The 18,936-nt window shown below is 47.0% G+C and carries 26 protein-coding genes and 2 tRNA genes; 2 read left to right on the plus strand and 26 right to left on the minus strand.

Annotated features, from left to right (window positions below; all coding sequences use genetic code 11):
• Window positions 1-20: 20 nt before the first annotated feature.
• From ACJJI4_RS12115 to ACJJI4_RS12185, 15 genes are all read right to left on the minus strand, one after another.
• The gene (locus ACJJI4_RS12115; RefSeq protein WP_444925303.1) at window positions 21-2,063 is read right to left on the minus strand and encodes a ClpP-like prohead protease/major capsid protein fusion protein; all 2,043 of its coding nucleotides are present in this window, start codon (window positions 2,061-2,063) and stop codon (window positions 21-23) included.
• 9 nt (window positions 2,064-2,072) lie between these two features.
• Entirely contained in the window at window positions 2,073-3,563 is a 1,491-nt protein-coding gene (locus ACJJI4_RS12120) for a phage portal protein (RefSeq protein ID WP_444925304.1), read from the minus strand.
• Window positions 3,563-3,778, minus strand: a complete 216-nt coding sequence (locus ACJJI4_RS12125) for a DUF6148 family protein (RefSeq protein ID WP_444900499.1) — start codon at window positions 3,776-3,778, stop codon at window positions 3,563-3,565. Before ACJJI4_RS12125 ends, ACJJI4_RS12120 begins: the two co-directional genes overlap by 1 nt.
• Window positions 3,779-5,791, minus strand: a complete 2,013-nt coding sequence (locus ACJJI4_RS12130) for a terminase gpA endonuclease subunit (RefSeq protein WP_444925305.1) — start codon at window positions 5,789-5,791, stop codon at window positions 3,779-3,781.
• Window positions 5,754-6,275 (minus strand): hypothetical protein, encoded by a 522-nt coding sequence (locus ACJJI4_RS12135; RefSeq protein WP_413662497.1) that lies wholly within the window; start codon window positions 6,273-6,275, stop codon window positions 5,754-5,756. Before ACJJI4_RS12135 ends, ACJJI4_RS12130 begins: the two co-directional genes overlap by 38 nt.
• Window positions 6,276-6,362: 87 nt before the next feature.
• Complete coding sequence (locus ACJJI4_RS12140) at window positions 6,363-7,085, minus strand: hypothetical protein (RefSeq protein ID WP_444925306.1); 723 nt, start codon at window positions 7,083-7,085, stop codon at window positions 6,363-6,365.
• Window positions 7,075-7,284, minus strand: a complete 210-nt coding sequence (locus tag ACJJI4_RS12145; protein WP_444925307.1) for an HP1 family phage holin — start codon at window positions 7,282-7,284, stop codon at window positions 7,075-7,077. Before ACJJI4_RS12145 ends, ACJJI4_RS12140 begins: the two co-directional genes overlap by 11 nt.
• Complete coding sequence (locus ACJJI4_RS12150; RefSeq protein WP_444911063.1) at window positions 7,281-7,649, minus strand: 3TM-type holin; 369 nt, start codon at window positions 7,647-7,649, stop codon at window positions 7,281-7,283. The genes ACJJI4_RS12145 and ACJJI4_RS12150 overlap by 4 nt, the downstream gene beginning before the upstream one ends.
• 85 nt (window positions 7,650-7,734) lie before the next feature.
• Complete coding sequence (locus ACJJI4_RS12155; RefSeq protein WP_444925308.1) at window positions 7,735-8,232, minus strand: hypothetical protein; 498 nt, start codon at window positions 8,230-8,232, stop codon at window positions 7,735-7,737.
• A 298-nt stretch (window positions 8,233-8,530) separates the two neighbouring features.
• The gene (locus tag ACJJI4_RS12160; RefSeq protein WP_413662502.1) at window positions 8,531-8,908 is read right to left on the minus strand and encodes a D-Ala-D-Ala carboxypeptidase family metallohydrolase; all 378 of its coding nucleotides are present in this window, start codon (window positions 8,906-8,908) and stop codon (window positions 8,531-8,533) included.
• 259 nt (window positions 8,909-9,167) lie between these two features.
• On the minus strand, window positions 9,168-9,674 hold the full coding sequence (locus ACJJI4_RS12165) for a hypothetical protein (protein ID WP_444925309.1): 507 nt from the start codon (window positions 9,672-9,674) through the stop codon (window positions 9,168-9,170).
• Window positions 9,675-9,694: 20 nt separating this feature from the next.
• On the minus strand, window positions 9,695-10,426 hold the full coding sequence (locus ACJJI4_RS12170; RefSeq protein WP_444925310.1) for a hypothetical protein: 732 nt from the start codon (window positions 10,424-10,426) through the stop codon (window positions 9,695-9,697).
• 354 nt (window positions 10,427-10,780) lie between these two features.
• Window positions 10,781-10,948, minus strand: a complete 168-nt coding sequence (locus ACJJI4_RS12175) for a hypothetical protein (RefSeq protein ID WP_444925311.1) — start codon at window positions 10,946-10,948, stop codon at window positions 10,781-10,783.
• 240 nt (window positions 10,949-11,188) lie between these two features.
• Complete coding sequence (locus ACJJI4_RS12180) at window positions 11,189-11,803, minus strand: hypothetical protein (RefSeq protein WP_444925312.1); 615 nt, start codon at window positions 11,801-11,803, stop codon at window positions 11,189-11,191.
• 268 nt (window positions 11,804-12,071) lie between these two features.
• Entirely contained in the window at window positions 12,072-12,734 is a 663-nt protein-coding gene (locus ACJJI4_RS12185; protein ID WP_444925313.1) for a hypothetical protein, read from the minus strand.
• 105 nt (window positions 12,735-12,839) lie between these two features.
• Between ACJJI4_RS12185 and ACJJI4_RS12190 the strand changes: the two genes are divergently transcribed.
• Window positions 12,840-13,019, plus strand: a complete 180-nt coding sequence (locus tag ACJJI4_RS12190) for a hypothetical protein (RefSeq protein WP_444925314.1) — start codon at window positions 12,840-12,842, stop codon at window positions 13,017-13,019.
• Window positions 13,020-13,029: 10 nt separating this feature from the next.
• On the opposite strand, the gene ACJJI4_RS12195 is transcribed toward ACJJI4_RS12190, so the two are convergent.
• The 8 genes from ACJJI4_RS12195 to ACJJI4_RS12230 all read right to left on the minus strand — a co-directional run bounded on the left by ACJJI4_RS12195 (window position 13,030) and on the right by ACJJI4_RS12230 (window position 17,048).
• Complete coding sequence (locus ACJJI4_RS12195) at window positions 13,030-13,209, minus strand: hypothetical protein (RefSeq protein ID WP_444925315.1); 180 nt, start codon at window positions 13,207-13,209, stop codon at window positions 13,030-13,032.
• 174 nt (window positions 13,210-13,383) lie between these two features.
• Complete coding sequence (locus ACJJI4_RS12200; RefSeq protein WP_444925316.1) at window positions 13,384-13,647, minus strand: hypothetical protein; 264 nt, start codon at window positions 13,645-13,647, stop codon at window positions 13,384-13,386.
• Between the two features lie 155 nt (window positions 13,648-13,802).
• The gene (locus ACJJI4_RS12205; RefSeq protein WP_444925317.1) at window positions 13,803-14,309 is read right to left on the minus strand and encodes a hypothetical protein; all 507 of its coding nucleotides are present in this window, start codon (window positions 14,307-14,309) and stop codon (window positions 13,803-13,805) included.
• A 173-nt stretch (window positions 14,310-14,482) separates the two neighbouring features.
• Entirely contained in the window at window positions 14,483-14,857 is a 375-nt protein-coding gene (locus ACJJI4_RS12210; RefSeq protein ID WP_444925318.1) for a hypothetical protein, read from the minus strand.
• A gap of 237 nt (window positions 14,858-15,094) precedes the next feature.
• Window positions 15,095-15,679 carry a hypothetical protein gene (locus ACJJI4_RS12215; RefSeq protein ID WP_444925319.1) on the minus strand — a complete coding sequence of 195 codons (585 nt, stop codon included), beginning with the start codon at window positions 15,677-15,679 and terminating at the stop codon, window positions 15,095-15,097.
• A 28-nt stretch (window positions 15,680-15,707) separates the two neighbouring features.
• A complete protein-coding gene (locus ACJJI4_RS12220; protein ID WP_444925320.1) occupies window positions 15,708-16,154 on the minus strand; it encodes a hypothetical protein in 447 nt (148 codons plus the stop codon).
• Between the two features lie 240 nt (window positions 16,155-16,394).
• Window positions 16,395-16,559: a hypothetical protein gene (locus ACJJI4_RS12225; protein ID WP_444925321.1), complete on the minus strand. Its 165-nt coding sequence runs from the start codon at window positions 16,557-16,559 to the stop codon at window positions 16,395-16,397.
• A gap of 156 nt (window positions 16,560-16,715) precedes the next feature.
• Window positions 16,716-17,048: a DUF2190 family protein gene (locus tag ACJJI4_RS12230; protein ID WP_444925322.1), complete on the minus strand. Its 333-nt coding sequence runs from the start codon at window positions 17,046-17,048 to the stop codon at window positions 16,716-16,718.
• Between the two features lie 116 nt (window positions 17,049-17,164).
• Here ACJJI4_RS12230 and ACJJI4_RS12235 point away from each other — a divergent pair, with 116 nt between their 5' ends.
• Window positions 17,165-17,941 (plus strand): tyrosine-type recombinase/integrase, encoded by a 777-nt coding sequence (locus ACJJI4_RS12235; RefSeq protein WP_444925323.1) that lies wholly within the window; start codon window positions 17,165-17,167, stop codon window positions 17,939-17,941.
• 66 nt (window positions 17,942-18,007) lie between these two features.
• Here the strand turns inward: ACJJI4_RS12235 and ACJJI4_RS12240 are convergent, their stop codons facing one another.
• From ACJJI4_RS12240 to ACJJI4_RS12250, 3 genes are all read right to left on the minus strand, one after another.
• Window positions 18,008-18,394, minus strand: coding sequence for a hypothetical protein (locus ACJJI4_RS12240; protein ID WP_444925324.1), 387 nt, complete (start codon window positions 18,392-18,394; stop codon window positions 18,008-18,010).
• Between the two features lie 273 nt (window positions 18,395-18,667).
• Window positions 18,668-18,743, minus strand: a tRNA-His gene (locus ACJJI4_RS12245).
• Window positions 18,744-18,858: 115 nt separating this feature from the next.
• Window positions 18,859-18,935, minus strand: a tRNA-Arg gene (locus ACJJI4_RS12250).
• Window position 18,936: the final 1 nt, after the last annotated feature.

The raw sequence follows: 18,936 nt of genomic DNA on the forward strand, positions 1-18,936 counted from the left end.
AGTTTCAGTTGGGATTGGGATTAGGTTTTGGGTGTTTTCACCATGCCTTTTGCATCCCAGGCTTTGGCTGCGGCATCCAGGCGGACTTTGAATTCGACCCCATCAACACTCCAACCATTTTGCTCCTCTAACACCGGGGCCTGCTGACCATCCAGATAGAGCACTTCGATGGTGTCGTGCACTACCGGGTCGGCATTGAGGTACCAGCCATTGTGTCCGCTAAGGCGCGCATCAGAGAGCACTTCGGCAATGTTGCGCACGCTGTTCGGTGTGGTGTTGTTTTTGGTGGATTCGCCCACTTCGAATTCGGATTCCAGAGCAACCTTTGCGCTGCCCTCGTCGGCAATATCACAGAGCAGGAATTTGGGCCGGATATTAAGCACTGCGCTGCCGTCCTTTTGCTTGCCCATCTTCACCCGTGCAGCATCAATGCTGGCGGTATTGATTAGAGCGGCGCTGGCTAGGTTGCCATGATCTGCATGGAACAGGGCTTTTCCATCTGCCATTTTGGGATTGTTGAGCAGGATGCTGAATACCAGATCCCCCACGGTGCGCACGGCGGCGAGGCCCATCTTCTGCGGGATTCGGGTAAAGGCCCCCAGGTCGTCATTAATAATCGCCTGGCGGTTAATAGAGAAGAGTTCCCCGTAAGTCGCCAGTGCGGCAGTCTCGGCCCGTTCGCCGATACTCACATATTTAAATTCTGCCCCGGGTGCTACTTGGCGCAGTGAGGGGAAGCTGCCCAGATCCGTGCGGGTGGTGAGTTTAAAGTCACTGAGGTTGCCGACACTGGTAAAGCGCGGGAAGATTTCCTGCGCTTCTTCATAGCCCTTCAGCATGGATTTATTGGCGATATTGCCGAGCACCGTTGCGAAGTCACCCGAGCTATGGGTAAAGGCTGCAGCGACCACACCCATTCTGTCGAGTCCGGACAAGCTTTGGCCGTGGGCCTGCATGAGGATGCGGGCAATCTCCATCATGGTGTAGCCACTGAGTTCATTGCCCTCTGTGCGCTTTTCACCGAGGGCACGTACAGCAATCGCATTCTCGGCATCGGCTTTCATGCGCTTGATGCCTTCACCTTCCTGCACTACCACACTGTAGCTTTGCACGGGGGTTGGGGTTTGGCTGCCGAGGGCTGTGAGCAGTTTGTCTTTGGCTTTTTCGGCGCTGCAGTCCATATCATTGAGACATTCCTGCATCACAACACTGTGCGCTTCGAAGCCTTTAAATACGGCCGTGATATCGTCTTTGCGCTTTTTCTCATCGGCGGCAAATTGCGCTTTGGCATTGGCTTCAATTTGCGCTTTCATTTCTGGAGTAACCTCGGGCGCAGCGGTTGCAGCTGGCGTGGTGGAGGTAGTTTTCGGCATGGCTTGCGCCTCCTTGGTTTGGGTTGGGTTGTCTGCAACCGCAGACGGGAATCTAAATTCAGTGGGCTCCTGCATTACCAATGCACTAATAGCTTGAGGGGTGTTTTTAAATTGGTTTAAGTGATCGGCACTGAAGCTGGCAGCCATCTCGATGGCTGCGGTGGTATCGGTGGCGAAGCCGGCCTCTACCGCTTCGGTGCCGGTATACCAAGTCTCGTCATCCATCACTTGGCTGATGTCCTCATCCGACATTCCGGTGCGTGAGGAATACAGGCTTTTCATGGTGGCTTTAACTTTGGCCAGCAGGCTCTTGGTTTTTTCCAGAGCGCGCTCATCACCGCGAACACCGGCACTGGGGTTGTGCACCATGTAATAGGCGTTCTCAGCGATATGGACAGTATCCCCGGCGAGGGCGATCACGCTGCCCATACTGGCTGCGATGCCTTCAATCCAGGTTTCCACTTCGGCTTTGTGATCTTTGAGCAGGTTGTAGATGGCGGTACCGTCGAACACATCACCGCCGGGGCAATTGATATGCAGATTGATCTTGCTGACATCCCCGAGGGCTTTGAGATCGCGGGCAAAGTCTTTTGCCGTCATATCCCAGTAGCCGATGTAGTCATACAAATAAATATCAGCTTCACTGGTATTGGCGGCAGCGGTCATGCTGTACCAGGATTCATTCGGCATGGCTGCCTCCTATTCAGATTCAGTTTCAGTTTCTTGCGCGGGTACGGCTTCGCGTTTGGTTGGGGTAGTAATGTCGTTTTGTTTGAGCTTTCGCTGCCAGGCAGCAGTTTGCTTAATTACATCGTCCGGCTTTTTGCCACGGCGGCGGATGGTCTGCTGTGGGCTGGCCAGTACATTTTCCAGTAGGGTTTCATCGGCGCTGGCTTCATGGACCGGATTAATCCAGGGCATCACCGGGGTAATAAAATCGACATGCATTAATGTGGATGGATCGACATCACTCGGCACTTTGAAGGCATCCGCCAGTAAAGCCATTTGCACCCAGCGGCGGGTGGACGGCTCTACAATTTCCTCACAAAATTCCAGGCTGAGGGTTTCGTAGTTTCCCCACTGCTCCACCAGTTCCTGGCGTTGCGCGCTATAAGTACCGTTGTAGTTTTTGCTGATGCTGCTAAAGCTGGCCATGGTGCCGGCGGCAGTCATGCGGTGCATGGTTTCTAAAAATGGCGTTAGCAGGCCGCTGGGGCGATTACTTTGAATGGTTCCAACTGATTCCCCAGGGCGGAGATCGTCATAGATGGCACCGGCGCGGATATTGAGAGTGCGGTTTCCTTCATCATCCCAAGAAGAATCATGCTCATAAGTATCAGGGCTGCCCTTTTGAATAAAGCCGACCATGGCTGAGGCAATCTTGGCGGCAACACGCTCGTTTTCTTCATAGTCTTTAATATCGGTAAGGCGATTCATCACCGCTGCAAAAATGGATACCCCACGGGTTTGGTGCAGCCTGCGTACAAATTTCAGGTGCTCGATATTTTCCGCACTGTGAAGCCTGCGCTTCATGCGCCAGTTAAATGAGGCTCCGGGGTGTTCGTCGTACAACCAAAAGCCCGAAGGCTCGCCCCAGGCAGATTTTTGAATACCTTGCACAATGCGCTTGCTGGGGTCGTTGTAATCCACCGGCAGGAAATCCGGTTCCAGGCATTCGATGGTGTAAGGCACGGGGGTGCGGTGCTTTAAGCCGGGCACCGTGCCCTGCAGATGCCGCATTAAAGTTTCACCATCGCGCAGCCAGGTATTGCACAAAAGCCGCTGGGCTTTGCCCCAGCTAAATTGCCGGGTGCATTCCGGGCGCCGTGCCCATTCCTTGTGGGCGTCATTCATTTGGCTGGCGAGGCCGTCATGGATATCGCCATCCCAGGTTTTGGGCTGGAATTCCACATCGATACCGCGCGGGCCGACAATGTTATTTACCAGGGTGGTAAGAATGCCAAAGGCAAAATCGTGGTTTTGCTCCAGGTGCCGGGCTTGGCCGCGCAGGGTTTCCACACTGCCTTCCAGCACCAGGTCGCCGCTGCGGTTATCGCCGGGGTTTTTGCGCAGGCGACTGGGGCGCGCGGCTTCATAGGCGGCGGCAATCTCCAGGGCGCGCCGGGCTTGTACGCGGCGCAGGGCAGCCTCGGGTGCAAAAAAACCGATGACAGAATCCAGTTTATTCATTAGCAAAAATTCGCGTAGGCGGGCCCGGGGCGTTTGCCGGCGGCCTTTAAGGTTTCTGCGGTTGCGCGGCGCTCCCACTCCTGGCGGCCCGCGCGGATTTCCTGCAGGTTCTCGGCGGTAAATTGGCGGCCGTTAATGACCGTGGTTTTTCCGGCGAGCACGTCTATCTCGGCCTCGATATAGAGGTCGACCATCTCTTGTGCGGTTTTAGACATTTAACTATCCAGTAGAGAGCCGGCTGGCTGCGCGGGCTGCCTTGGTTTTTTCGGGGCTGGTTTGGGTTGTCTAGGTGTTTGAGGAGATTCTGATTCACTAAACAAGGTACGCTGGCCCAGGCGGGATTCGATAATGGACCATTTTTTTTCGTTGTTCTTGTACAGGTTCATCGCATAGGCTGCGTGTAGGGCATAGACTTCAGTATCCATTCCTTCGTTGGGTCTACCCGGACGCTTTTGCCAGGTTTCTCTGCCTCTATACTTTTTGCTCGGTGCTTTTACTTCAGCAGTTACCTGCTCCCAGTAATCCTGTCGCACATGCTTACAGCTGTGCATATAGGCACTGGTGCCTAGCAGTCGCCGGGCAATCAGATCCTTAGCCTTGTGGGTGCCTACCATATACACCTTCACTTCGTGGCGATCGGCTTTAGTAGTGCGCGTAGGGTTGCTAACTTCTGCTTTCCTTGGGTGCGAAAATATTTCTTTACTACCAAAGTCTCTGCTATCGCCTTTAATCGCCATCACAAGAACGCGCCGATATTTTCTTTTTCTGGTTCTTACCCACTCATACACTGCGCCGCTGGTAGTTCCATCAGAGGAATCGATGCTCACCGCAGATGCGTAAATCTCACCAAAGCGCTCGTGCTTAAAGCTTTGAAAAACTAACTTATCCAGGGCATCCCAGCAGCTATCACGCTTATCTACCGTGTCGCCATCAATTTCGCCCCAGTACATTTGCCAACTTTCTTCATTGCGACCAAATGCGCGGATGGTGATTGCGAGTCGATCGTGCTGGACATCGACACCGGCAGTCACCAGCAAACCGCCAGCAGGACAAAACAGTTCTGGGTAGTCTTCAGCAGCTTCTTCCAGTTTCTCGCGGTCCAGTAACCGATTGGCAGCATATTTATAAGGTCTGCCTAACTTGTTGTTTTGGAATACGATGCGTGCAGATTCATCGCCGCTTTTGGCTTCGTGCTCAGCCTCTAAGAAATCCCTAACGACCTCCGCCAATCCTGTGCCAGGGATACACACATAAAGCTCCGATAGCTCCATAAACGTCTCTATCGGTTCTATCTCATCCTGCTCATAGTCTTCGCCACATTGGGTTTTAACCCAGCCGGCAAATTCATCACCGTTTTCACGCGCTGTTTTACAGGTCTGCAATATGTTGGCTTGGCGGCGGTAGTCATCCCATTCACTGCCACACTTGGGGCAACCGTAAATTGCGGTTTCTGGCTGATTCAAGCCGAATACCGGGTGCGGTGTGCCTCCCTCTTTCTCTAACCAACTGACGTTTTCCCAATCCAGTACATGAGACTCTTCGCAGTCATGGCAGGTAATCGGCAGTACGCGCATAGTGCCGAGCTTGGTGTAGTGCTCTACCTGGGAAAGATCAGCAACGGCAGGGGTGCCGCCGATAATTAATTTCTTATTGCGCATCCGCTTAAGGCGTTCGCGCAGGTGGCGAATGGAATCGCCCTGATCACCAACGTCTTTATTAGTATCGTCCGGTTCCTCCACATAGCCGCGCTTGGCGGTGGTGGATTTAACATTGGAGACGGAGTTAGAACCGACTGTACGCACTTCCCCACCAGGGAATACTTTTCTGGTAGATCTGTTGCCTAGCTTGCGACTGGTGGAGACATCGATCACACGCGCTACATTCGGCGAACCCTCAACAATCTTCACGAACTTTTCGTCCATGAAGTTCTGGCCTTTTGAATCCTTAGGAAAGAGCATCAAAACCCGCGCGGGATCAGTCACCGCCACCTTACAGATATCTGCCGCTAGCAGTACCGTCCAGCCAATCTGCGCCGCTTTTTGCATTACCACCATCCAGGAGACTTGGCTATCGAGCGCGTACATTACGCCCCAGAAATAGGGCACAAAATCTACTCTGTAATATCCTGCGTTATCACTATCTTCAGAGGGCAGTTTGATATTTTCTGGCAACCACTCAATCAGCGGAATTTTAGGCTGCGGTATCCAGGTCTGGCGTACCTCCTTCACCAGCCTCTGTAAATTCAATCTCGTAACCGCCAATAGTTCTGAGGGCAGCTTCAATGTTTGGCTGTAGGGGTTCTCGGTCGACGGTAATGGCATACTGACTTTCGATAGCAATAATGATGCTCTCTACCGCTCCTATAAATTCATTCTTTCCAACGGTGGACCACTCCACCATCGCCTTGCGCGTTGACTCGACATCAAGGATTAATTGATCCTCTCGATACAGTTCGCGCATTTTTAGTTTTGCATTAACTTCAGACTCAATCGCCTGGGCCATATCGCGACGATTTCGGGCCTCATTCGCCTGGCGGCCTGCGGCCTCGGTTCGCAGTCGCTCGCAATATTCATGAAGCCAAACTTCGTAACTGGCGCCTACGGTAAAAACCTCAGCCTTGAAGTGTTTGGCAATAGCAGGTTGAGTAGCACCAACCAGGCGAGCAAAACCAGACTGAGTTGCCTGATCATCAAGTGATAGGTTGTCAGCCAAGGTATAACCCCCTAGGAAATTTCAGATATCTGTTAAAAAAACACGGTCCGAATTACCCGTGTGCTACCCCCACTCAGGAGGACCCATTCAGCGCCTCTTTGCGGTCGCAATCGCATGGTCCATGGCCTTATCGAGTTCTAACGGCAAATGCCTACGTGCTATGCCGTCAGCAATCCGAAAGAAAGGAAAGCGCTTGCGGTAGTCTGGTTTTCCCTTTAGGAAAATAAGAATGGGCTTTACTGTAGGACGTCGCTTACCCCCGGCCCTTTTCCAGACACCCAACACTCCGTTTACCTTTCCTACAAAGTGCTTGCCTGTAAGCCCTTGAGTACTATTTGCCCCGCCCTTCTTGATACCTGAACCAGCACGGAGTTCTGCCAGAATCTTTTTATAGGTAGCGACCGAGATATTCCCATGCCGGTTTAGCCTTGCCGCTTTTCCATGCACGGCATACATACCCGCAGGCAGTACACCTAAATGCCGCAGGGCACGTTCAAATCTCTTGTCGTTGCGCTTTACATCGATAATCGACGGTGCCAAATATTTACTCGGTGCTGTGCCGTTGGTTGCTTGATCACGGATAAAGATCTTCGCAACACCTGAGCGCTTAGTAGCTTTCTTCACCAGTACAGAGTTCAGTGTCAGCTTCGCTGGATTTGCAAAGATGCGCCCAATTGCTGCGCGCTCTTCTCCACGTATACGAAAAGCCACGTTATTTAGGGTAACCGAACTGGCATAAGGTAATTGCTTCTTCAGTTCAGCAGCTGCTCGATCAAACTTTGAGGTATCGAGTTTTACACTAACGTCCATCGTCCCCGCCCTGCTGCTCTTGCAGCTTCAAGCGCTTGTGGTTGTAATACCAATTAACCATCAAGCCCGCCGCAGCTATCAGCACTCCAGCAAAGCCTAACCAGTTATCCGCGAGCCAACCAGCGAGAGTTCCAGCACCAATGGCAGTCATATAGCCAGCCTTATCTGCTAATTCTCTTAGGGTATCGTGAAGTGTCATGACTGCTTCCAAGCCTTCATCGCTTTTTCAGCGCTGCGCCCCACGACGTAACCACCGAGGCCGATTTTTACTATTTCCAGCAGTGCTAGAGTTTGATCCTCGCTTAAGTTTGGAGCTGTCCATCCCAGCCAGTGAAATACAATCAGCCCGACAAATGTGAGCATTGTTACTGGCCGCCAGTTTCTCTGTAGCCATGACTCCCCCGAGGCTTCTACCGTGATTACCTTGGTTGCTGCCTTTAGCTCTTCCAAGTCCATTGAAATCAGCTGTGAATCAACCTGAGCTTTTAGGCGGTTGGCTTCCGTCTTGTCTGGGAGAGCTTTATCGATGACCTTACCAAGCAGGTTGGATATCGCTGAAATCACAAGTAGCTCCTGATTAAGGTTTTTTTAGGTACAAAAAAACCGGCTCAGCGGCCGGTTTATATGATTGAGTATCTGGCTGGCTTATTTAAGCACTACCTGCATTAATCATGATGCCATATATTTGGTACTCACTTCCCTGAATGGCAATAGTCACTTTCAGTGTCCCTGATGTACCAAACTCACTCTCTTCAGGAAACTTAACTGCATAATGCAAAACGTAGAAACTTGTATTCCCCTCTGTTCCGGCTAGTTGAGAGTGGGTGAAAGCACCACTCTCAACAGAATTGAAAATTTTGGTTAATCTCTGGAACTCAGTTTCTGCACTCTCTCTTGTAAATTGGGCTTTTGCTGCAGGGCCGAACATGTCATATAAGGCATCATTATCACCAGCATTAAATGCTTTGACGAATTCATTATATATATGCACTCGGACCTTAGAGTCTATAAACAATGGTAGCTCGTGCTCTGCTATTTTTTCTGCTTGAGTTTGTACTGGAGCCGTCCTCTCATTGAGGCCAAACCATACGGTTGCAACTAAATTTGCCACTAGGAGAAGAATTATTACTGATTGAGATGGTTGCACCTGTTGAGATCCCCAAGATTTAGACTGAAGTTTATATAGCGGCCCCATGACCACTACCAGCACACTTAACGTGCGCGAAGCTACCTAAGATTGCAAATAATATCAACGAGTTATGCGAATACTTCTAGTAATGAAAGCCGCTAAACATTATAGAGTCCGTTTTTAGTCACATTTTCTACCCAACCGTACTAATTGCCTTAGGCTTTCCTACATTGACTGCCCCCTCACGACACTCCCTCAATCTTGGCGGTTACTTTTTCACCTCCCACTTAATACCCATTTTTCGGATCTTGATCAGTTAATAGCTCCAGACGGTGGGGCGGGTGCGCTCGCCGGGTATTGACTCAAGGTCATCCAGATGAAGGAATCGCTTTCCTATTGGGCCTTTTTGCTTTACTCCTATACCAGTAAACCCTAACTCCTGAGCAACTTGGATTAACCGATAGGCTCGCCCTACAGCTACCTGAACATCAACAGCTTGTCCAGTGGCGTGGGTCATAGTGGCATTTAACTGAGTATTATGTGCTAGGCAACGATAACCGGAATTGATAATCATTGGCTTGCCAAATCGCTCTCTGACTCTAATCAAGCGCATTAGCGTTTCATCTTTAAAATGATTTTTACCACAACAACGACAGGCCAACTCCAACTCTGTGAAATAGTCGTTATGAAACATAAATCCTCAAGATTTAAGCAAAAAAATGGCGCCCACAAAAACGCCGCCAAGTACAGATAATGGAGCAATGAAAAATAGAAAGTCAGAAACGAAAAAACCCGGCTGGAGGAGCCGGGCTTATTGCAAAGCGGAAAAACCGCATGCTGGGAAATTTATACCTACTCAGGACAAAACTGTCAACAGCTCATTGGAGTCGCAAAAAAAACATATACTCAACTCAAATAGAAAATATAGACAAGCCAATCAATACAATTGAGTACTACCAAGGAAGTGGAGCAGGGCACGATTTATCTCTTATAGTGAAGTCATTCATTACCTCATAATAATCTGAACCATCATCATCCACATGGACTGTATACATTTCCACCACGCACGGTTCAACAGGCCATCCAGCAAAAGCAGCATGATAGCGCTCTCCTTCTAAGGGGGAGAACTGAACAGTAACGGTGCATCTTGTCACTGATATTCCATGATCAAGTAACTCACTGAAGGAAAAAACAAACTCTTTCCCTGCTTCAATTTTAACCTTTTCTATATCGGGACTTGTAAAAGGCCTTGCTGAAATGTTCGCAAGTAAAGAACCCCGGTCTAATTTATCACAATCAGTATTGGAAAAAGCATAAACGCCTACAGATCTTGACCCAGACATCAACTCCAAAGTAGCTATTGGAGTCCCCGGATTAGGCTTATAAGCTGGTATGGAGCAACCTGACAAAAGAACAAAATAAACCAGAATGAAGAGCTTTTCATAAATTACATTTTTCATAACAACACTTGCAAAAAATATTAATAAGCTGCTTTACATCTCATTAAACTTGTATATTGTTGACGCTTTGTATTTTCTTTATTCATAAACCAAACGTCCAGATGCCCCTCCGGACTTTGAGGGAAATTATAAGTAACACTCATAGTCACAGGAAGCATAGAAGCCCCTGATGTCGTTGTTGCAGAGCTTCCGTAAGATACCGTCTCACCAACTTTACTAACATCAGTAAATATGACGGCATATTTTGCACTCCTTGGAAAAGCTTCTATCCGACCAAAATAACCAACATCCTGTGCAGTATCTCCGCGATAAAAACAGAGAGGGATCTCTACACTACCTTCGACTGGGTTTTTATCTTTATCTAGAAATTGTATGTAAGGGACAAATACTGTAGGTATTCTGTTCCGACCCGCATTGGACATTTCTGACCGCACAATCAAACTTTCTTCTTGGGGCCTATCTGGAAGCTTTATTGGAAGAGTGTAGCTGTTTCCTGTTGGAAAACTGACAATAGGAGATAAGTTTGGAGCTAACTCAACCTTTAGTCTGCCATTAGATAGAGTTCTATACTCTAAGTCTTTAAAGGTTAACTTTGGACTTGAGGAGCTTTCCACTCTTGTTTTTGCAGATAATGCCTGCTCGAAAGCTTTCTTCTCCATTTCTCCAACAGATACACACCCCTGAATCCCAGTGAAGAATAGAATAAGAGAGAGTATTTCAATCCATTTTTTATATTTTAGATGGCGGTACATAGCTGGAATTCCATTTTATACTTCATTTGACGTTTTCAAATAAAAACGCTTACCTTTCTACGATTAAAATAACTAAATTTAGAAGAGGCAAAACCAAGCTGGCTCGTCTCGGCATAAACCTCACAGATAGAACATACGTACGCTCAGGCACAAAAAAACCGGCTCAGAGGCCGGCTTTATTCTGCAAAGCAGAAAAATTGCATGCTAGGAAATTTATACCCCCTCAGGACAAAGCTGTCAACAAGCGGCTTTAAACCGACCTCTGTACTCCTGCACAATCTCAGAAGTAGGCCCTAAAGCTCTTGCGGGTAGAGGGCCCAAACGCCGTTGCAAACGTTTCCAAATCTTCACCCACTACCTGTCCCAACGCTTTTTATCACACCCTAAAATTGTCCGCGCTTGACCCAGATCTATTAATCGACCATTCACATCGCGCAGTGCACACACATTAATACAAAATAGCGCCAGCTGGCTAACCTTTTCTCGCGGGTGCGGTTCCTGCCATTTGTCGAATTCACTCATCAAGTATTTCAGTAGTATTGCTCGCTCTTTGACTCTTGAGACTGGCAGGGCGTAGGCGGCCATGCCTCAGCAGTAAGTCAACGGATCACTTTATCTCAGCTTAGCAACTGCATCATATAAAAATTATGTTGAGCTAAAGAATTAAAGTCAGCAAGTTATAAAAAGTCCTACCACTCCGCCTAAAACCCAATATACAAATCACATTTAGAGAAGATATTTGCGGCCACAAAAATTACTTACCTATAGAACCGGGTTAAAAATATAACAACCCTCAGATGATTGGCCGGCAGGAAGGTATTGAATACCTTGAAAATTTCCTCTCGCAGTTCTAACTCCAATAAAGTGCGTTGCTACTAACTGATTTTCTACGTTGGGTATTGGAACAAGGCCATTGGAGTGCATTGCACCAAAATCATCCAAGCTTACGTACACCACTTCTTCAATACCCTCTTTGAAAAATCTTCTGAGAATACTCGCTACTCCAGGGGATTCGCCATCTCTTAATCCATAGACGAGGTCACTCATGCTCACACTATCAAGATCTACGGCAAACTTTTCCACCCTATTTACAAGCAAGCTCATACACTCTTCTAGCTCCCCATTAACTTTAGAGATATTTTCTGGAATTTCTGAGCTTTCTTCAGGGTTCTCCGAGATATCTTCTGCAATCTCTGAAACTTCTGAACTCTCTTCAGGAGCCATTGGATTACCTCTTGCAAGTCGGACCTCAACAACCACCGTCTTGGAAGGTAAAGATAATCTCGAGGAGGGTTCATCTTTTAACGACGTCTTATTATTTGATACTGTACAGCCTGCTGCCAACAAAATGGTGAACATTAAGACTATATATTTCATAATAATTTTTTATTCATCCAATAAATTATTTTTCCAATCACTTAGATGTCACTTAGCAAGCATAGTATTCATCTTAAGAATTGATTTGATCTACTTCTACAGAAATTTCTACCCAGCACTCAATAGCCTACCGACGTCCATCAAAATAAATCAAATAGAAATCATCACTCTGGCTATAGAAATAAAAAACCGGCTCAGAGACCGGTTTTATTCTGCAAAGCGGAAAAACCGCATACTGGGGAATTTATACCTACTCAGGATAAAGCTGTCAACAAGCCTTTTTAAATCTAATGCGGTACTCTTGCACCAACTCAGAAACAGGCCCTAAAGCTCTTGCGGGTAGAGGGTCCAAACGCCGTTGCAAACGTTTCCATATTTTTACCCACTCCCTATCCCACCGCTTTTTGTCACACCCTAAAATTATCCGCGCTTGGCCCAGGTCTATTAATCGGCCATTTACATCGCGCAGTGCACACGCATTAATACAAAATAGCGCCAGCTGGCTAACCTTTTCTCGCGGGTGCGGTTCCTGCCATTTGTCGAACTCTCTCATCAAGTACCGCAATAGGGCCGCTCGCTCTTTGACTCTTGAGGCTGGCGGGGCGTAGGCAGCCATGCCCCAGCAGTATGCCAACCGATCACACTCTCTCAACTTTGCGACTGCATCTTGGATTAATCCTTTTTCACAGGCATCCATGATTCGGTTGCCGCTGTCCTTGGCTCCGGGGGTTTCTTTCGCAACTAGTATTGGGGCTGCAACCCGGCAAATGACTTGGTTGGCCCTGCCCTGCACCTCTCCGCGAATTACAACTTTTCGCCCTCTCCCAGATGAGGTAACCGTACTTCTACCGCCCATGGCCTCATAATCAAATGCAGCGGTGGAGCTATCAAAGGCGTCGTGCCACGCTTGTCTAGCACTTTCGAATTTCATGTCATGCCCCCCAAGCAATTTTCAAGCAACCAAAAACCAATCACACACCCATCAAGCAGCCTTCGGCATACTCTCGTAGTAATCCTGAAAACGCCTTTCGGCCGCATGCAAATTATCGCGGTGATAGGTGCCCAGGTAATTTATGTGGCCCTGGTTTATCCAGAACTAGGTATCCACCGTATTCGCGAAAACGATTTCCACGAGGTGGGCGGACTTGGTTATGAGACTCGTAATTTGAGCGCAGAGCCTTTTGGCCGCTGTCGCTCTCTTTCCAGATCAAGGTAATAGAGACCTCTCAGGCATCACGCAAGCCCGAAGGGTCATAGTCTATATAGCCACTGGTGCCATCAATAGGAGTCATATCAACAGAACCACGAGACTCTTCACCGGGCTCAAGATCCAACATGCCCGCTACTTGAGAATAAAAACTGCCATCATCACTGCAATAAACCTTAGTTTTATAACCTTGTGCCATAGTCATAACCTCATCGGATTGTTTCGTTAAAAGTCTGTGGGTTCAGTGGAATACTCGGCGCTATACGTCAAACATACCTCACCTAATGGGTGATCCTGGTCCAGCGCAAACTCAGTTTTGCTAAGCAGGAACAAATCACAGATGCCCTCCAGAGAAGCATCCTGCAAGACGCTTTCAATATCCACCGCTGCTTGATTGGTCTAACGCCGCATACACATCGCCGCTAGTTTTCACCACCGCAGTAACCGTCAGATCAAGCTGCCGCTCGGTACCGCCATACATTTCGTGTTCGGTGTTCTCAACTGCAAAGCCCACAACAATCGCTGGCAGTTTCTTGGAGTCAATTTCTTCTGTGGTATCTGGAGGTGGGAATGTGTAGCTAGATAGGGTCTGTAGCTTACTTTGTACGGCATCGCGGATTGTGATGCGTTGGGTCATTGGGGATTGCTCCAGGAATTTTAAGCATAAAAAACCCGCTGGTGCGGGTTTTAGATATCTATCGACGGTAGCAAGTTTTGTACAAACTATGTTTTTGTTGACCTCCTGAAGTTCAAATGAGAAGTACTATTTCGCAATTTTTTTGGATACCGGCTTTACAGAGAATAAATTCTCGGATCTACAGTACATGATATCTTTTCTGCGGCCACTCCCGGAAATAGTGCCCCCTCACCAGACCTTAAAACCATTTCTTGCGGCTTCCCTGTTGCATTTTGTGTAACAAGTAATCCACAGCGATTTTGCGAATCTTGCCTAAATTCTACGGTATATTCCTCCTCTGCCTCTAATTTAACAGAGAAGAAAAGAGCGTCGCACCAAGCTACGTGCCCTCCTTTAGCGGGCAAACCCCAAGCTCCTACAGAGATAGTTACCACCTCTTCGGAAGGCAAAGCGTGCTTACGAGAATCACCCGGTTCAAAAATCTTCCCAATAGTTCTTGGGTTCTCACAGTTACTGGCATCATCGTAAGTCATAGCGTTCATATAACCTACTGAAGCGTTTCGAAAAAGCACCTGAGCCCCGCCCGGGACATTTTCCTGCAATGGCGGATGCGCACAGGAAGCTAAAAAAACTGAAAAGACAACTAATACTATATATTTCATCAAGCCCCCAAAAATAAAGTAATTAATCCAAGCTATGTTTACATAGCTCAGTATTTCCTCTAATCCTCACAACATTGAAAAGCCTTTAAAAGGCAGCAGCGACTGAACACCCAAAGAATAATGAAAAATGCAAAAATTTTAGTGTCAATTTTTTATTGACCATTAAAACAAAATCAAAATTGCACGCCATTTAAACAAACAGCTACTTTGGAAGCATCATCAAAATGATGTTTTAATATCTGCTCTTTTTGGATACAGCCTCCAAGAAATTCACCAAACTGTCTTGCCTTATCAGAAGAATCGATAATACCGACTACATTTTTTGCTTTATGAAAGCAGATCTCCTGCACAGCTTCCACTTCTCTTTTACACTCACTTGAGGTGACACCATAACAGGAGGAATACTGGCTATTCTCGCAAAGAAGAATCTTAGCATTCTGAAACATTGCGTTTCTAATAGCCTTATCACGAACCATTACACTTTCATCACTTGAGTATGAATTGAATGATAAGGATACTAATAATACTGTAAAAAATGTCTTTTTCATAAAAACTTACTTAATAATCTAGCGAGCTAACAATTAATCCAAAATAAAATTCTTTATATCACCTTATAGCCCTTTAAAAAGGCCGCAGCCACTAAACACCCAAAGGAGAGTAAGCAATAGCGAGTACTATTTCCTTACTGCGCTGTATTCAACGCTAATGACCGCCATAACTCAGCAATACTTTACTGCATACGATACTTATTTAACCTCAAGGAATAAAAAACTAAAAATACAAAGCTAGTCTTTCCAGCTAGAATCTAATAGTTTATTCACAGCTATGAACCTTTCTTCTAAGCTAGACAAGGTTTGATCAATCAATTCTTGCGTCATTTCAATCTCAGTTCCATCAGGACGACTGAGAGAACCATGATTTGCACTTGCTAGCAGCAGCTGTTTGGTACTTTCCATGCTTTGTCGTACACCACGTTCAAACCTTTCTACTGCTGAATTATAATCAGGCGATCCCTCTGGCCATTTAAGGTCACTTTTAAATCTACCTAACAATTCGCCATTTAAGATCTTCAACTCTTCAGGAACATTAGAGTCCCTATTTTTATAGGCATTTGATACCGCTTTCCAAGTGGCAATCTGAACCTCCTGGCCAAATATCATCGTTTTCTTAAGAGAATGAAGAAAAAACTCAGAATCCTTCTTTGATACCTTATTGAGTTCAGCCCAAAAAATGTCATGCTGCTCTTTGGTAACTTTACTACTACTAAACACTTGCTTGGGAATCTCAGACAACGTAGAAGCAAGTGATGCGAAGGAGAAAAATAAAAAAGACAACCCTAAAAACAATCTCTTAAAAAAACTAATCATCACAAATATAACTCCTTTTTACTTTGAAATATCACTGTACACCTCCAACAGTCTTATTGTTTTTTGTATCTACAATTCTTATGCTCGCTGAATAGCCTTCTGATCTAGCATCAATCCGGTAATGTCCGCCTTTTTCTCCTTCAAACCAGAGATGTGCAATACTATATGCCATTCCTGTTGAGTATCTTACAGTTACATTATGCTTTCCTGGTTTCAAATAAACCTTAATAGGATATGTTGTATCTACTGTCATCATAGAATTAAGATTATCAAAAGTAGACTTGCCATCAACTGATAGGATTTGTACAGACGTGGTATATTTTCGTTCTGAGTTAAAAGGCAAATACCATCCTTCAAGAACCACCTCTTCTTGTACTGGAAGCCTTTCACCTGAGTACATTTGTTTTGGTTGGACACTACAACCAATAACTGCGAATAACGAAAACATAATCATGACTGTTTTAATGAAGCGACCCACTCTCTCCTCCCCAACATAAAAATACTTAAAATTCAAAACAATAAAGTTGACTCAAAGAAGTTTCTTTATAATTCAGTATTTTCACTGTTTATTATCACTTTGGAAACCCTTTTAAATATCAATGAGCTACTAATTCTACAAAATAATAGGGGAAGCTGTTATTAGCCCCTATCATCAAATGCACAGCTGTACATTTCTCATGCACAACCAGTATTTCTTGAATGGCTCAAAACAGAAGATCTACCGGTTGTAGCTACCCATCCACCAAACCAACGCCCGCCAAACAACCCCATCATCACCCAAACGCTTGCGCACCTTATACTCGACCCCACTAAGCGTAATCACCGACTCTGAATTGTAGGCCCCCAGCTCACTCACCAGCAGACTCAACTCAATACGCGGCACCCGCACGCGTTCCTCATCATCGAAGTCATCAATCCCCTATCAAAGATCACGCGGCAATCAATAGGCTCACCCCCGCTACACTCATCGTAGGTAGCGGCTCTGCCCAATTTACGGAACGCGCGCTCTGCGACTCTCTGGTCCAGATCCATGGTCCACCTAGGATTTATCGGTGCCCGGTACGCCGGTGAATTTACCCTCAAGGTTGGCGGCGCCTGCGCCGGCAGCCTCAGCGGCAAAGGCCGTTGCGCCGGCGACATCTCCCGTGGCTGCGTTGTTATCAAACGATCTGGAAGCAACCACCCAAGTGAGAGTTTCACCCTGATTAATCTCTGCGGCAGATACGCTGGGCACAGCAAATACACCATCAACACCAACTACACCGGACTCACCCACGGCGATATCACCCATCGCCACACCCAGCACCGTACCGACTGGCACAACCTGACCAGAGGTAATCTTCGCACTGGTGCTGTTGGTGTAATCCAGCATGCGCCCGTCTCACACAAGATTAGTAGCCATTCTCTTTCCCTAGATTGGTTTTGTAACTGAAGAAAATATGACCATTGAGGCGCGCATCAGAGAGTACTTCGGCAGCATTGAGCAAAATGATTGAGGCCGTCTTTGGTCAAGCAGTTCCGGACTCCATCACATCACCTGTGATTCAAATGCATATGGATGCACGCGGGCAGCAATACCCTACCGCAGCAAACAGAGAGCGCACATTTCTCAGTATTATTTTTCGCTGGGGAAAGGCTCGCGGGTTCGTATCAATCGAAGACCCAGCCAGGGCGGTCAAGCCAATCAAGGAAAAGCAGGCCGGGCGCTATGTCGAAGATTCCGAATATTTAGCTTTCTATAACTGGCTAGAGTCCAAGGGACATACTGCCCACGCGGCCGCAATGGAGATTGCCTATCTTTGCGCCGCTCGCCAGCAAGATGTTCTCGCATTGAAGCGGCAAGATATCACCGAAGAAGGTTTATTGATTTGCCAACAAAAGACCGGCAAGAAGCAATTGAAGCTCTGGACGGACCGACTACATGACGCAGTTGAGCTGGCACTTAAAAGCAACACCACCTCCAGGTCACAAAGCATGTATCTGATTCGCGGCCGAACTGGTCAGCGCTTCACCCGAGATGGATTCAACACTACCTGGAGCAGAGAGCAAAGAGCTGCCAATGAGGCCGGTGCCCTACCCGCCCGCTTCCGGTTTCATGATTTAAAGATTAAAGGCATCTCAGATTTCGAAGGCGACAAACAGGAATTCAGCGGACACAAGACTCGCAGCATGATGGAGCGCTACAACCACACCGCTGATAAAGTTGTTTCTCTTAACAAGGCGAGGATTAAGGGCAAACAAGACTCATCAACAGACACCAGATAGAAATCTTAGCTGAAAGGTGTGTGAAGCCCTGCTCCACACAAAAGAATGGATTTGACCGTTCAAAAACTATTTTGGGTGAATTCTTGAAGACTTTTTAAGCCTTCCGGCATACTCCGAGAAAGATATTTCATCCTTTTCCAGCTCTTCGCAATAGTCAAACTCAAGCTCAAATCTTTTACTGGAAGGCAGCGCAATAAAATGTGCAATATTCCAGCCTCCCATATTTTCCTCTAGATAATATTCTTTTAGCTCATTCACGCTGCTAGTAATCTTTCTAAGCGCTTCCACCGATAAACTGAACGATCCATCAAAAGATTTCAACTCTCCAGTCCACGCAGAGATAAAGGAAGAGTTTTCAACATGCAAAGCAAGAGCATGGATTTCGCTCGAAACATCTGGCGCTTCGCAATACAGCAATTTCGCAATCTCAGAATATATTTCTTGATCTTTCATTCAGGACTCCATCACAGAGTTTTTTCAGTCGCCAGAAGCATTACTCCTAGTAACGGCGGCATTTTCTACTTACAAAGCCCCCATCACAAACAAGCGAAAAGATACACTGGAGAACAGAGTCAGACACAAAGACACTGGATATATATCCAAACAGGCAAGCTGAAAAAATCGATTGTGGTAAAAATTACCCCTTCGAATTACCCCTCAAAGGCCCAAAACTAAAAAACCCCGCACTCGGCGGGGTTTTAAGTCCTTGATAAACAAGGAAGAATCTGGGGTGGCCGACGGGGATCGAACCCGCGACCTCAGGAGCCACAATCCTGTGCTCTACCAACTGAGCTACGGCCACCATAAAAGTGATATACTTCAGCACCTTGTGGCAGTACTGATTGCCGGATACCTCTTGCAGCCAATCTGGCTTCAGACTAAGTCCTTTTTGCCAAACCAGCACCATCTTGTGAAGATGGCACGCCCGGCAGGACTCGAACCTGCGACCATCCGCTTAGAAGGCGGATGCTCTATCCAGCTGAGCTACGGGCGCA

This window comes from Microbulbifer maximicatervae (SeqCode), assembly GCF_052467305.1.